The following is a 12,970-nucleotide window of genomic DNA, read 5'->3' as shown; positions in this document are numbered from 1 at the left end:
TCCCAGCTCAGGAAGGCACTTTTGCGCTTCTACCCAACCCCTCAGCCGCACCCCAACCGAAACGGCGAGGCTAGCTCGGCGGTCTTGGTCTGAAAGAATTGTCGGAGGTCGGGGTGCTGGTGAGTCAGGTGCCAGCGCTTGACGTTGGCTTCGATGGCCAGTTGAGAGATGTTGAGACGTCCGTTCGACCGCTGCGGGGTGCCGGCGAAGAGGCGGTTCATCGCGCTGATGATTGCCCGGCGGGTGGGGTCCTGCTCGTTGTCGAACGGGATGCTGTTCACGTGTCCGTGGCCCCTCGCTCGTGGTTGCTGATGATCGACTTAAGGCGGTCGAGTTCGCGTCGCTCGCGTTCGTGGCGGATGGGTGGCGCCAGTGGATCAGCGACGATGTCGGCGAGCTCAGCCGCTCGCTGTCGGACGTAGGCGATGTCGCGATCGGTTCGGGCGATGTTCGGGCATTGAGGGCGGCAGTCGTCGGTGTCGGGGGTGACCTGGGGGTCGTCCATGGTTCCGCGGAGCTGGCATGCTGCTGTGGCGGGGTTGAGGACGCAGGTCATTCCTTCGCCGTGGTGGATCTGCAGCAGTGGATTGCCGAGCAGGTCGCGGGCATGGCGCTCTTTGGTGAGGACGCGGCCGGCGAATTCGCGGTTGGCGGCGGTGATGCGGTTTCGGTAGGTGTCGGCGGCGGGGCCGCTGACGTGTTCGCCGCTGCTGAGGGCTTGTTCGTCGTCGCTCAGGCACTCGATGCGGTAGAGCCAGTCCTCGAACGCGTACTCATCGGGAAAGCCGGATTCGTAGCTCCCCGCGTAGCCCTGGAGCATTTGCGTGTGGGCATGGCCGTACTGAATCGATGCGGCGACCAAGCCTCTCGGACGGCGCCGGATGAACCACGCGAGGGTGCGGCGGAAGCGGCTGGCTTTGAGTCGGTCGCGGCCGTCCTCGGGGATGTGGTCGCTGCGACCAAGTAGGTGGCACTCGTTGTTGACCCAGGTCACGAAGGCTGCCAGGTCACCGGTGATCGACTGGTCTCGTCGTGCGTTACCCAGTCGCTTTTCGCCCTGCGGGCGTCGCCGGTGCGGTTCGATTCTGGTGGAAACAGCAAGGGGTGCGGGTGAAGCCGTTCGAGGACGGTGACTGCGCGGGCGACGATTTCGAGGACGACCCACGGGTCCTCGCGGGGCTGGCCCTCGGGAATCTTGTTGCCGTTCTCGTCCTCGGCTCCCTTGAAGTAGAGACCTTCCATCAGCCACAGGTTGGCGTTCTTGTCGTGCTTGATGCAGCCGCGCCGGAGGTTGAGCACCTCTCCGACTCGGGCGCCGGACAAGTAGGCGATGACGATGAAGCAGGCCGTGCTAAGCAGCCGGGCGAGGCCGGGCCCCTCTTCGAAGCGGATGCGTTCTTGTCGCCAGGGCTGTCCGTCGAGGAGCCCGGTGATCTCGCCTCCAAGGTAGGTGTGCTCGCTGATCGGCAGGCCGGATTCGGTCACCAGGTGGGCGGTGGAGGTCTGTTTGAAGGTCTCCGCGCAGTTTCAAGATGGCAGCCAGATGCCGCCAGTTGACCGTAAGCTCGCCGTTCTCGAGGCGCTTGCCGGGAAGGGCCTCGCCTCGCTTCCGCAGGTCGTCCAGGAAAGCAGGGATCTTGAGGCGGAGTTCTCCCGATCGGTATCGCGGTTGCCTTGGCAGGCCGGCGGACCGCCGTCTGCCCATGGTGGTCCTCGCATGCAGTTCCACGCCTGCTGCGTGGGCCGTCAGGATGTCGTCGGCGAAGTCCTCGACGAACCGGATTGCCCAGCGCAGGAGCATCTGCATGGTTGGCTCCGCGATGCGGCGGGTGCGATTGTCCCGGCTGCTGCGGCGGGAGCCTGTCAGCAGATCCTGGGTGTCCCCGCCGGCCCAGGGCGGGGCGCCGGGGAGCCTCATGCTGGCGGGGAGCGTGTCGCGGTAGGCCCATAGTCTGCGTACTTCGGTCAGCCGTCGGTAGCGACTGTCCAGGGGCACCTCCTCGTCTTCGAGCGAGTCGAGATAGTCGTCCAGCATTGCGTTGGTGACCTGACTGAACTCCGTGACCCCTTGGCCGTCCAGCCAGTCGAGGACGAACCGCAAGCCGCTGACGAAGGCGAAGTGGATGGTGCTGACCGCCGTGCGGCGTCCTGTCCTGCCCCGTGCATCGCGGGGATCTTCGTGGTTCAGCAGTTGCCACAGGTAGAACTTCGCCGCGGGCCGTAGCCGGTGGGGGGCCAGGGTGAAGTTGAGCGTGGTCGAGCGGTAGTGGTCCTCGAAGATCGCGGGGTTGAGATCCCAGCGCTCGTCACGGAAGCGGGACAGCGTCGAGAGATCGGTTCCTGGCCTCAGGTCTCGGTTGGCCAAGACCAGTGTGTCGGGCTCGGGCCACTGGGTGCCCGCCGGGACTTCGCCCCAGATCGGAAGTGCTTCGGCTGTGGTCATCTCAGGTCGAGCTCCCGGCTCAGGAAGCGCTCCACGACAGCGTGGTCGGTTGCGGTGGCACTTCGACGGGCGTCGGCGACTGTCTCGGCGTCGTGCTGGTCGAGAAGATCAGCAAGCTGAGCGTGGGGCGCCGCGAAGCGATGGGCCCACCTCAGCGCCTCCATCTGAGCGCGGCCGGCCTGGAGCCGGTCGTGGACCAGCACTTGGACTGGAAGGTGCCGGGGCAGTGCTCGCGCGCATTCGCATCCCAGGCAGAGCATGAACGAGGCTGGACAGGGCTGGCCGGGGGGTGCGTGAGGGCTGTTCTTGTTGTCGGCGCAAGCGGCAAGCACGGTGTCGAGTTCGCCCGCGATCATGCGCTTGAGAGTCACTGGATCAAGCCCCTGCTCAGCGGCGACTGTCTCAGGTTCGGTGCGGGCCCGCTCTACCTCCTGCGGGGACATCACGGCCACCGAACCGCGAGCGCGGGCCTTGTCGACTTCCGAGGCCAGAGCCTGAGCGACGACTTTCCGGTACTCGGCGACGTTGCCTCGGTTGCGGGCCATGTAGGTCGTTGCCGCGGTGCGCTCGGTGTGCGCCACGGGCCTCTGGTTGAGTTCGATGTAGGTGAGCCGTAGCAGGTCCAGCCGGACCGCCAGCGGCACCGGTTTTCCCTGCTCATCCAGGGTGTCCGAAGGAAGACCCCAGCGCCTGCCGAGCCGAAGGACGCATTCGCTGGTGGTGATCGGCCGCAGCCCCCGGCCGCCGTCCGCAGCCCCGGTATTGGCATAGCCGATCAGCAGTCGGTTGCCCCCAATGTGGGCTCGTGAGGCTGCGGTGAGTTCATGGAGGAGCACGTAGAGGCCGAAGGGGGTGTGCAGTTCATCGCGCGTCGAGATCTCTTCCGGCTTGCCCGGGATGCTGATCCACTCGGGGATGTCCGACAGGGCGAGGTTCATGTAGGCGCGTCGTCCCCGCCGGAGCTTGCGCAGGTCCACGATGGCCGTGCCGCCGTCCCCGCTGTAACCGTCTGCTCGGTGATGGGCCGCCGGGGTCTTGTGGATCACGTCCGGGTTCTCGCCTGTCATGGCTGCCAGCAGGATCGCGCCAGCTGCCGTCTCGTCCACGGTCAGATGGAGCCAGGACATGATCTCTTTGACAGTGCCGACCTTCTTCACCCAGGCCATGGGTTCGCTCTTGCCGGCGGTGAGCCCCACGGTCCTGACGTGGCGGGGAACGTCCGCGAATCGCTCCACCGAGTCCAGCAGCTCCAGACGCCGGGCCAGATCCAGGTCGTCGCCGGACACGACTTGCCCCTGCCGGAACCGCTGGAGAAGGTCCCGGTTCTCCCGGATCCGCCGGGCGGCCGCTCGTAGGTCTGTGCGGGCGGCATCCGCGATGCGCTTGAACTCCGCCCGGCTGTAGCTCTGCCGGCCGTTGCCACGTCTCACCCGCGGCAGTGCCGCCGCGATCCGCCCGGCGACGGCGTCGCTGACACCCTCGGTCCTCGCCAGCAGCCGCTTCAGTTCGCCCATCTCATCGGCTGCCTGCGCAAGGTGCTTGCGTCTGTCGTAGAAGGCATCGACATGTTCCGGGGTCAACTGCGGCACTGATCGAGGCGGCCAGCGCAAGGTCGCCAGATACCGGTCGAACTGCAGCAACGTCCGGTAGACCTTGTCCATCGAGTGCAGCGAGGCCAGTCCCGCTCCGGGAGCCGTGCGCTTGACGAAGGCGGATCCGAACGCATCCCTCAGCTCCGTGGGCATGCTCAGCTTCGACAAGTCGAAGTCCCGGTGCTCCTCACCATCCTGGCTGAAGCATCGCACCACCCAGCGTTCATCCGACCCGGTCAACCGGCCGCGTTCGGTCCTGGGTCCGCCGCCTGGAAAGGATGCTCGTCGGCCTCTGCCGCTCATGAGCTCTCTGCCAGCGGATCGGTGCGGACCCTCGGATGGCCGGTGAAGACATTCGCCATGAATACCTCCAAGGGAAAGCCGTCCGCGTGAGCCAGCAGAATCTCCACGTCCAGGCTCCGGAACGGCTCCAGGTAGACCTCTTTCGTCGTCTCGACCCGGCGATGCCCGATCATCGTCTGAACCAGATGCCAGGTGTCGCCGAACTGTTCCCGGAAGTCCATCCACTCCGTCTCGCTGAGATGTCCGAGCCGAGCGGCCTGCACCAGCTTGCCGATCGCGTACCACTTCAGCGCGAACGAGTGCCGCAGCATGTGGGCAGTGCACGAGAAATGCTCCAGGCCCAGCGCCGCAATCCGCTCGTTGGCGACGGCGAAGGTGTGCTCCCAGCCTCGCCCGTCCCTGGGCAGGCCGTCCTCGTTCAGCCAGAGAGCCACGGGCTCGAGTCCCTGATCTGTTCGACGGAACAGCCGAAGCCGGGTGCGCGGACCGACCTCGTTCCACAGTCTCTCCTCCACCCCGCCGCGGGCACCCTCCAGCGTCACAGCTTCGGTCCCGTGAACAGCGAGGACCAGGCGCTTCCCCTTCACCCGCTCGTAGCGACCTGCGGCCTGGGCTCGCCGGACCGCCGCCGCCCTGGGGCCCTCGATGTAGGAAAGCACCCCTTTCATGGCATCACCATCCCCGAGCACCCCGTAGGGCCCGCCGACGCTCCGTGGTCCGACCGGCTGCGCCGCGCCCGGCTCCGCCCCTCGGCGGCGCCCCGGCGCGCCGCGAACGCTTAACAGTCCCCTGTGGCCGGGCGGGCCCCGTCCCGCCCGGCCACAGAGCGCACGGCCCGTGCATCAAGCCCAGCATCCCGATCGTCTTCAGCCGAGGAGTCTCAATGATGAAGTCAAGCCGCTTGCGCGACTGGCAGCTCGGGGGTGAAGACCCGGTTGTCGCGCAGGAGAGCCCACAGGACGCTGGCCCGGCGCCGGGCCAGGGCGATGACGGCTTGTACGTGTTTGCAACCCTCGCCGCGCTTCTTGAGGTAGAAGTCCCGGTTCGGCCCCTCGCGCATCATGCTGGTCTGTGCGGACATGTAGAACACCCTGCGCAGGCGGCGGCTGTAGCGCTTTGGCCGGTGCATGTTGCCGGTCCGGCGGCCGGAGTCGCGCGGGACGGGCACCAGCCCGGCCGCCGAGGCGAGATGCCCGGCGTCGGCGTAGGCCGTGAGATCGCCGGCGGCGACGACGAACTCGGCGCCGAGGATCGGTCCCATGCCGGGCAGGGACTCGATGATCTCCGCCTGCGGATGGCTTCGGAACGTCTCGCGGATCTGCTGGTCGATCCGCTTCAGCCGGTCGTCCAGGGCCAGGATGTGCCCCGCCAGGTCGGCCACGATCTGAGCGGCGACGTTCTCGCCGGGCAGCGCAGTCTGCTGGGCCTGGGCCGCCTCCAAGGCGGTCGCTGCGACCGCGTCGGCGCCGCGCACGCTGCGGTTGGCCAGCCAGGCCGTCAGCCTTGCCCGGCCGCGACCGCGGATCGCGGCGGGCGTCTGGTAGCCCGTCAGCAGGACCAGCGCGCCCTTCTGCGAGCTGTAGTCGAAGGCCCGCTCCAGCGCGGGGAAGACGCCAGTCAGCGTGTCGCGAAGACGGTTGATCATCCGGACTCGGTCGGCCACCAGGTCGGAGCGGTGAGCGGTCAGCAGTGCGAGGTCGGCGGCCAGCTGGGCCGGCACGTCGATCGCCGCGAAGTCCCGGCGGTTGCGGGCGGTTTCGGCGATGACGTAGGCGTCGCGAGCGTCGGTCTTCGCCTCGCCCCGGTAAGCGCCCGACATGCGGTTGACCGTGCGGCCGGGCACGTAGACGGCCTGCTGGCCGTGGGCCGCGAGCAGGGCCAGCAGGAGTGCGGAGGACGTGCCGGAGATGTCCACCGCCCAGTGGACCTCGTCGGCCAGGTCCAGGATCTCGCCCATGGCGGTCAGGATCGCCGACTCGTCGTTGTCGACCTTCTTCGACCACAGCGTCGCACCGGTCTCATCGACCGCCGCCGCCCAGTGATGCCCCTTGCCCGCGTCGATGCCGGCCCAGGCATGGTCCCGTCGCTCGCTCACTCGCCCCTCCTCGCTCCGAACAGCATGCCGTCGGCCCGAGGAACACCCCGCTGTCATCTCCGTAAAAAGCGACCGAAGCGCACATCTCAATCAGCAGCCAGGGCGCCCCGGAGAGCCGGGCGGCCACTCCTCGGAAGCCACTGAAGGCAGAGAACCATAAGCCACACCCGGCCCTCCCGGGCCGCCTAACAACTTACGGAGAGCCATGTCCGAAGACTTCCGTCCCTGCACCGTGCAGCACCGCCGTTGCCAGCTGCTGCAAACCGTCTACGGGTTGGTGGCGCTGCTCGCCGGCTTCGGCATCCTGATGGAGCAGCCCGGCGGGGACAACGCCGGCACGATCCCTCTCGTCGCGCGCTACGACTACCACGAGCTGGTCACTGGGCCGCCTCTGCCACACCTCTTCCAGCGCCGGATCGGCTGGAAACGCGACGTCATCAGCACGAACACGCTCTACCAGCTACTCAACGACACTCTGGCCCGAGCCGCCCTCACCGACCAGACAGGCGAGCCCCTGCACTTCACGCCGCACGATTTCCGAAGGATCTTCGCTACCGAGGCCGTCGCCGGCGGACTGCCCGTCCATATCGCCGCCCGTTTGCTCGGCCATACCAGTACGAGCACCACGGAGGCATACCTGGCCGTCTTCCAGGAGGACCTGATCCGCTCCTACCGGGCCTTCCTCGACCAGCGGCGAGCGACACGCCCCGCGGAGGAATACCGCGAACCCACGGCCGATGAATGGCGGGAATCCAGGAACACTTCCACACCCGCAAGCTGGAGCTCGGCGACTGCGCACGGCCCTACGGAACCCCGTGCCAGCATGAGCACTCGTGCCTGCGCTGCCCGATGCTGCGGGTTTCCCCCAGACAGCGGCCCCGGCTGATCGAGATCATCCGCAACCTCGCCGAGCGCATCGCAGAAGCACGGGACAACGGCTGGCTCGGAGAAGTCCAAGGACTCCAGGTCAGCCTCACCAAGGCCAAGGAGAAGCTTGTCGCTCTCGACCGTAGTTTGCAGCGGACACGTGAGGTTGGCCAGGGCGGCCCTACCGACCTTGGCATGCCAGTAATCACCAGGCCGCAATGACGGCGCTGCCCAAGCCGGTGTCTTCCGATCCGGAGAGGCTACGCCAGGAAGTCCTGCCAAAAGGCCACAGTTGCTCTGGGGTTCCAGCCGTCAGGGGTGTGCGCGCTGAAGTCGTCGAATTCGTGGTTGATGTAATCGGCCAAGTCAGCGCCGTAGTAGATGATGTCGGTGCCCCAAATGGACATGACTGGATGCCCGTGGGAGCCGTGACCGGCAGGCAAGAAGCGGTGCGCGTACACGGGCACGAGCTTCGGCACCTGGTCCAGCATCAACGTAGTTTCTTTGTGCGCTTCATCCGCATCCGCAGGCCGCTGCCCCCACGTCGGATGCCAGTAGCCGTGCTGAACTGCTCCAAGGACGCCTTCGACCGGCCATTCAAGGTGTTCCCGAAGCTTCGCCGGATCCCCATGCCGCCAGTCGGGCCACGGGTTCTCCCACGTGTCCCCCTCCTCAGGCGGCTGCCTCACCGGAAGCCCCACAGCCAGAAATGCCCGATGGTCGTCGGAAAACTCGAAGCCGTACTCCTCCTCGATGCGGCGGAACTCGGCATCGGTCAATCCGGGCTCAATCTCACAGCAGTCGGCGGCGGCGAGCAGGCGCGCGGCCTCCAGCCCTAGCTTCACTCCCTCGGGCGTCATCACCCTCGAACAGTAACCTCCCTGACCTGGGGTGATGCCAACCAATTTCGGATTCACACCGCACGAGCAAGGGCAGGTTCGGCTTCCTGCGGCCCGTAGTCCGGATAATCGTCGGTCATGGCCTTGAACGCCACCGACGGACGGCGCAGCAGATCGGTCGCCACCTGTGCGGCGACCTGTTCATCGGCGACCAGGTCGTGCACGGCCTCGACCTTCTCCTGCGCCGTCTCCGGGCCCGACCCGTGGTAGCCCACCCGCCGCCAGGACGTCTCCGGCGTCCACCGCCGCCTGCCCGTCCGCTCACCCACGGGCGGATTCTTGATCGCCTCCCACCGTTCCTCGTCATCAGAGATCGCGGCCAGAGTCTGGGGGGTGCTGAACGCCACTTCAGGGCATCGGTGCTGCTCAGGCCACCGGCTGGCCACCCACCGGTACGACTTCAGGGTGTTGTAGGGAACGTCGATGTCCTCCGACAGACGGTGCAGCCACGCCGACACCCCAAACAGGTCATCGCCCGCGGACCGGCCGCCGTGATCCTGCATCGGGCACACCTCCAGAGCCCTGTCGCCGATGATGAACTGACTCTTCGACAACTTCTCGACTGCATCACTCAGCCGTGCCACGATCCGCTCGTACCGGTCCACGCTGACGCTGCCGACCATCTCCGAACTGGTTACCACAACCCACCCCCTGCCGGGCCGGAGCACGGCGCCCGTGGCCGTGAAGAGGAACCCCGACCCACCCGGTACCGGCAGAATGCGCCCGCCGACCCCTCCCGCAAAGGCGTACCGACACGGAACGCGGAGCACCCGAACGCTCTCCGCAAAGCCCGCTGCCGGACCCCTGCGAACGGAGAGCCGTGTGGGTACAGAGCCCTCCACCGTGGCGCTCAACCCAACTGGGGCTCCGCCGTACATACGCCGCGGTGGAGGGCGCGGTCCCCACTGTGCTCTGCGTTCGCAGGGGCCGGGCGACGGTCAGTTCTCGGTGCGGTAGGCCGTCACCGTGTGGTCGGAATCCGTGAGGGCGATGCCGACATACCCGTCGCTGAAGTACGGCGCGATGCCGGGCTGGTCTTCTTTGTCTGCGCCGGTGGTGGAGTCCAGGACGACAGGGCCGTTTTCCGTGGTCCCGTAGACCAGGCCCGCGCGCACCAGCGTGACCTCGGGGGCCACCCGGTTGCCCGACTTGTCGGGGAGCGTCCACCGCGCCTTGCCGGTCTGGGTGTCGTAGGCGGTCACCGCGTCCGCGCCGGCGCAGATCGTCGTGGAGCGGCCGTCATAGTCGCAGCTGTCGGCCTTCATAATCCCGTCGTAGGTTTCGATGCGCTTGCTGCTCGCAGCTTCGAGCAGGACAGACCCGTCCCTGCTGTCCTCACTGCTCAAATACCCGCCCACGATGACGGTGCCGGGGCTCGCCGCATTCAGCGTCTCGGCGGAAACGTCGTCGATGGCCCACTTCTGGCTCCCGTCGGCCGGATTTAGCCCCACCGGGCGCCTGTCGCCGTCCGCGTCGTCTCGCAAGGCCACCAACTTCCCCGCGGCCAGGACCGCCCCTGCGGCGTACGTCCCTGGCGCCGTCCACACCTTCTGGTGGCTGTCCACGTTCACGCCAAAGAGCCTTCCCTGGGCGTACAGCGCCACGGTGTCCCCGTAGAGCCCGACGACCTCGGTATCCTCCTCCTTCACGTCCAGGGCGTACTCCATCTCTCCCAAAGGGATCCGCGCCGACCATGCCATGGCAGCCGTGTCCGTGTCTGCCACGAGGAGCTCAACCTCGTGGTGCCCCTTGGTGGTGCCCGAGCCGGGCACCTTGGTGACCACGCTGCTCATGGCCAAGGTCTCGCCTTTGGACTCCGCGATGACCGGCCGCCGCGCGGGGTTCGAGCCGACCGTCAACCCCAAGTCGTCCATGGTGGTAAGGGGTTCGTGCTTGGGCGTGAGCAGCACCGGGGCCGCCTTCCGCAAGCCGCTGGCGATCTCCATGCCGTCGGGGCGGGCGATGTAGGCCATGCCTCTGTGCAGGGCGAGGGGCAGCGGATGCTGCAGCCCTCCGATGGAAATGTTGCCGGCCCCTGCGGACTCGGGCAGGGCGACGGCCTTTCCCGTCGAGAAGTGCACTGGTGCCTTCACTTCACGCATCGCGGGGCCCTGGGTGCCGGCCGGGTCGCGCGGATCCCCGCCGCGCGCAGCTCCCTTGTCGTCTCCGTCCGAGCCGCCGCACCCTGCCACGAGCATGAGGGCGACTGCAGCAGCCAGTCCCCCCGTTCGCATAGACCTGCGCTTCATACAGTTCCCCCTCTAGTGATCATCGCGGGACGAGGATAGCCACTCATGGGCACGCGGGGCTGCGGAACCAGACCGCCGTTGGCCGAACTTGAGCGCCAGGTGCTCGCTACCAGCGCAGCCGGTCATCGGGTGGAGAGGGGGCCTTTCACCCAAGCGGTGCGGCATCGGCCGACAGCTCCCGGGCCGTAGCCAAAAAGGGTGTTAGTCCGCCTGGTCCTGCTTCAGGAAGCCCATGGCGTGGCGTCCTGAGTCGACGTCGATGAGGAGCCCGCTCTCAGAGATGCTGAGGCCGAAGGCTTTGTTCATAAACGCCTTCCACTCGCGGTCGCTTATCTCTTCACTCACGGGCTCATCCGGCTGTACAGGTTCAAAGATGGGTTCTGAGATCCCCCACGCAGCGCGTTGTGTATTTGTATTTCAATGTGTAATGTGATTGCACGTCGGGTCCGGCGGCACCGCCCCAGACCTGGACCACCCCCCTTTTCTTCCCCCAGCTCAGGAGACGACTGTGCCCACCCGTGTCGTGACCCGCACCCCGACCGCCGCGTGCCCAACGAGCGCGGCCTCCAGACCCGCCAGAAGCTGATGGACGCGACGATCGAGCTCCTCGCCACCCGGTCCTACCGCGACATCAAGGTGATGGACATCGCCCACGTGGTGGGCACGTCGCCCGCGACGTTCTACCAGTACTTCCCCGACATCGAGGGCGTCGTCCTTGAAGCGTCCCGGCTCCTGGCCGAGGAGACGAACGCGGCGCTCGACGGCTTCGAGGACGGCTCCTGGTCCTCGGACGGACTGCCCGGCGCCACCCGGCTCGTCGACGCCGTACTCGACGGCTGGAGCGGTCACCTCCCGGTCATGCGGGTGCTGACCGCCGTCGCGGCCGAGCGGGACCCCCGCTTCGTCAAGGCGTACTTCGCGGCCACCAGGCCCGTCGTCCGGGCCCTGACGGCGGCCGCCCAGACGACCACGCCCAACGGCGAGGGCAAGGAACTGGTCCACGCCCTCGTGTCCGGGCTGACCGCCGCCGCCGGACACGAGAACGCCGGAAGCGTCCAGGGGCTGACCAAGCGCCAGCGACGCCGGGGACTCGCCCGCCTCGTCCACGCCGCCGTGACCACCGCCGACGCCTAGAAGCCACCCTCCGCCACCAGCCCGGCCGCAACCCCAGGGGAACACCGTGATCCAGCCAGCCTCTCTCGCCATCGGCTTCGGCCTCGGCGTCCCGATCCGCGCCCTTGCTCTGCGCATCCGGCCGCGCCACCCCTTGCTCCCCCTCTCGGTCGCCTCGCCAGGCCCCGAACTCGTCACCGCCCTGTCTGCGGCCGTCGCCGAGCGGTACCCGAACCTCGGCGGGTTCGGGTACGCCACCGTCAGCGTCTTCGAGCGCAACGCACCGGAGAACACGGTGCACCTCTACCCCGTGCGCGGCCCCCACCGGGGCGCCATACGCCTGGACCCCAGCGATCCAAGCAGCCCTGGCGGCCGCGCCGCCCGGCTGCTGGCCGAGATGAGCCTGCCTCACGTCGGCGTCCTGGTCATCCCTCTCGCCCCGCGCTGAACCGGCTCGCCACCCCGGCTCGCTCCTGGGCGGCGCCCGAGCGGCCTTGGTGCCTGCCGGCCACTGCAGGCCGCCCCTTCCCATCACCGATCCCCGACCCGTCAGCGAGGAACCGTGACCACCCCTTCCCGCCAGATGTTCAAGTACGGAGGCTGGTTGGTCGACGTCGACCGGGCCATGCGCCTCCTGGACGAGCACCCCCGAGCCGTCGAGCAGACCCCCGTGGCCGACTGGTCGGCCGCCTACCACCTGACCTGCTCAGGCCGGAGTACGACGGCCCGTCCTGGTGCCCGATCTTCGGCCCGGACCAGTCCCATTTCAACGTCGAACACGCCATGCGCACCGACCTCGACCAGCCGTTGATCATCGCCACCCTGGAGTTCGACAGTGGCCCGACTCGCCTGCTGATCGACGGAGTGCACCGCATGTACCGGGCGACGGCCGAAGGCCGCCAGACCCTCCCGCGCACGTCCTGACCGTCGCCGAGACCGCGACGATCCGCGCGCACTGACGCCACCCTCCTCCACACGGGAGTCCCCCTTGACCTCCATCGGCACCGCCCGTCACTTCCAGCCCCACGGCACGCCCGGCCACGTATGCCGCGACCACAACCGGGCGGTCCTGGCCCCCGCCGTCGCCGTCGAGGCCCTCCGCCAGGGCCTAGGGCCCGACCTGACCGACACCCAGCTCGACCAGTGCGCGGAGATCGCCGAGCGCAACCCGCTGTCCGACACCTCCCGCGCCGCCGTCCGTGCCGCGCTGGAGCCCGCGTTGTCCGTGCGCAACTCCCCCGCGACCGCGCACCATCGGCTGTTCACCCTGGTTCCCGGGCACCCGGTGCGGGTCCGCGTCGGCGACGCCGAGTACTTCCTGGTCCCCATCCCCATCACGCTGTGACCCGCCGCCCGCACACGCGGCGGGCGGCCCGAATCAGACATCCCTCACCAACGCGCCCGGCCCC

Annotated in this window: 16 protein-coding genes; 5 read left to right on the top strand and 11 right to left on the bottom strand. The window is 67.9% G+C overall.

What is annotated here, in order from left to right; all coding sequences use genetic code 11:
* Positions 1-41 precede the first annotated feature (41 nt).
* The 7 genes from AS594_RS36250 to AS594_RS36230 all read right to left on the bottom strand — a co-directional run bounded on the left by AS594_RS36250 (position 42) and on the right by AS594_RS36230 (position 6,433).
* Entirely contained in the window at positions 42-281 is a 240-nt protein-coding gene (locus AS594_RS36250) for a hypothetical protein (RefSeq protein WP_069935872.1), read from the bottom strand.
* On the bottom strand, positions 278-994 hold the full coding sequence (locus tag AS594_RS46775) for a hypothetical protein (RefSeq protein WP_240509212.1): 717 nt from the start codon (positions 992-994) through the stop codon (positions 278-280). Before AS594_RS46775 ends, AS594_RS36250 begins: the two co-directional genes overlap by 4 nt.
* Positions 991-1,323 (bottom strand): hypothetical protein, encoded by a 333-nt coding sequence (locus tag AS594_RS46770; RefSeq protein WP_240509211.1) that lies wholly within the window; start codon positions 1,321-1,323, stop codon positions 991-993. The genes AS594_RS46775 and AS594_RS46770 overlap by 4 nt, the downstream gene beginning before the upstream one ends.
* Positions 1,324-1,351: 28 nt before the next feature.
* Positions 1,352-2,443, bottom strand: coding sequence for a hypothetical protein (locus tag AS594_RS45545; RefSeq protein WP_206281741.1), 1,092 nt, complete (start codon positions 2,441-2,443; stop codon positions 1,352-1,354).
* Positions 2,440-4,104, bottom strand: coding sequence for a hypothetical protein (locus AS594_RS36240; RefSeq protein WP_141747227.1), 1,665 nt, complete (start codon positions 4,102-4,104; stop codon positions 2,440-2,442). The genes AS594_RS45545 and AS594_RS36240 overlap by 4 nt, the downstream gene beginning before the upstream one ends.
* Positions 4,105-4,334: 230 nt before the next feature.
* The gene (locus tag AS594_RS36235) at positions 4,335-4,997 is read right to left on the bottom strand and encodes a hypothetical protein (protein WP_206281740.1); all 663 of its coding nucleotides are present in this window, start codon (positions 4,995-4,997) and stop codon (positions 4,335-4,337) included.
* A 233-nt stretch (positions 4,998-5,230) separates the two neighbouring features.
* Positions 5,231-6,433 carry an IS110 family RNA-guided transposase gene (locus AS594_RS36230; protein WP_069935871.1) on the bottom strand — a complete coding sequence of 401 codons (1,203 nt, stop codon included), beginning with the start codon at positions 6,431-6,433 and terminating at the stop codon, positions 5,231-5,233.
* A 205-nt stretch (positions 6,434-6,638) separates the two neighbouring features.
* Between AS594_RS36230 and AS594_RS41845 the strand changes: the two genes are divergently transcribed.
* Positions 6,639-7,319, top strand: coding sequence for a site-specific integrase (locus tag AS594_RS41845; RefSeq protein WP_240509210.1), 681 nt, complete (start codon positions 6,639-6,641; stop codon positions 7,317-7,319).
* 241 nt (positions 7,320-7,560) lie between these two features.
* Here AS594_RS41845 and AS594_RS36220 read toward each other — a convergent pair whose 3' ends face one another.
* The 4 genes from AS594_RS36220 to AS594_RS45070 all read right to left on the bottom strand — a co-directional run bounded on the left by AS594_RS36220 (position 7,561) and on the right by AS594_RS45070 (position 10,793).
* Complete coding sequence (locus tag AS594_RS36220) at positions 7,561-8,160, bottom strand: hypothetical protein (RefSeq protein WP_069935870.1); 600 nt, start codon at positions 8,158-8,160, stop codon at positions 7,561-7,563.
* A 53-nt stretch (positions 8,161-8,213) separates the two neighbouring features.
* Entirely contained in the window at positions 8,214-8,822 is a 609-nt protein-coding gene (locus AS594_RS36215) for a DUF6192 family protein (RefSeq protein ID WP_069935869.1), read from the bottom strand.
* 315 nt (positions 8,823-9,137) lie between these two features.
* Positions 9,138-10,397, bottom strand: coding sequence for an outer membrane protein assembly factor BamB family protein (locus AS594_RS36210; RefSeq protein WP_167368114.1), 1,260 nt, complete (start codon positions 10,395-10,397; stop codon positions 9,138-9,140).
* 252 nt (positions 10,398-10,649) lie between these two features.
* Positions 10,650-10,793, bottom strand: coding sequence for a hypothetical protein (locus AS594_RS45070; RefSeq protein ID WP_167368113.1), 144 nt, complete (start codon positions 10,791-10,793; stop codon positions 10,650-10,652).
* A gap of 201 nt (positions 10,794-10,994) precedes the next feature.
* Between AS594_RS45070 and AS594_RS36205 the strand changes: the two genes are divergently transcribed.
* From AS594_RS36205 to AS594_RS36195, 4 genes are all read left to right on the top strand, one after another.
* The gene (locus AS594_RS36205) at positions 10,995-11,582 is read left to right on the top strand and encodes a TetR/AcrR family transcriptional regulator (protein ID WP_069935867.1); all 588 of its coding nucleotides are present in this window, start codon (positions 10,995-10,997) and stop codon (positions 11,580-11,582) included.
* Between the two features lie 46 nt (positions 11,583-11,628).
* Positions 11,629-12,009 carry a hypothetical protein gene (locus AS594_RS36200; RefSeq protein ID WP_069935866.1) on the top strand — a complete coding sequence of 127 codons (381 nt, stop codon included), beginning with the start codon at positions 11,629-11,631 and terminating at the stop codon, positions 12,007-12,009.
* A gap of 335 nt (positions 12,010-12,344) precedes the next feature.
* A complete protein-coding gene (locus AS594_RS45065; RefSeq protein ID WP_167368112.1) occupies positions 12,345-12,485 on the top strand; it encodes a hypothetical protein in 141 nt (46 codons plus the stop codon).
* Between the two features lie 64 nt (positions 12,486-12,549).
* Complete coding sequence (locus AS594_RS36195; RefSeq protein WP_069935865.1) at positions 12,550-12,906, top strand: hypothetical protein; 357 nt, start codon at positions 12,550-12,552, stop codon at positions 12,904-12,906.
* Positions 12,907-12,970: the final 64 nt, after the last annotated feature.

Origin of the sequence: Streptomyces agglomeratus (assembly GCF_001746415.1) — a bacterium.
GTDB classification, from domain to species: Bacteria; Actinomycetota; Actinomycetes; order Streptomycetales; family Streptomycetaceae; genus Streptomyces; species Streptomyces agglomeratus.
The sequence above is the reverse complement of the archived record's forward strand: the minus strand, read 5'-3'. Positions and strand labels throughout refer to the sequence as shown.

Excerpts from the sequence above, each read along its gene's own strand:
- AS594_RS36210 (WP_167368114.1), bottom strand. The coding sequence starts at position 10,397 with ATGCTCGTGGCAGGGTGCGGCGGCTCGGACGGAGACGACAAGGGAGCT.
- AS594_RS36215 (WP_069935869.1), bottom strand. The coding sequence starts at position 8,822 with ATGGTCGGCAGCGTCAGCGTGGACCGGTACGAGCGGATCGTGGCACGG.
- AS594_RS36220 (WP_069935870.1), bottom strand. The coding sequence starts at position 8,160 with ATGACGCCCGAGGGAGTGAAGCTAGGGCTGGAGGCCGCGCGCCTGCTC.
- AS594_RS45545 (WP_206281741.1), bottom strand. The coding sequence starts at position 2,443 with ATGACCACAGCCGAAGCACTTCCGATCTGGGGCGAAGTCCCGGCGGGC.
- AS594_RS45065 (WP_167368112.1), top strand. The coding sequence starts at position 12,345 with ATGCGCACCGACCTCGACCAGCCGTTGATCATCGCCACCCTGGAGTTC.
- AS594_RS36240 (WP_141747227.1), bottom strand. The coding sequence starts at position 4,104 with ATGGACAAGGTCTACCGGACGTTGCTGCAGTTCGACCGGTATCTGGCG.
- AS594_RS41845 (WP_240509210.1), top strand. The coding sequence starts at position 6,639 with ATGTCCGAAGACTTCCGTCCCTGCACCGTGCAGCACCGCCGTTGCCAG.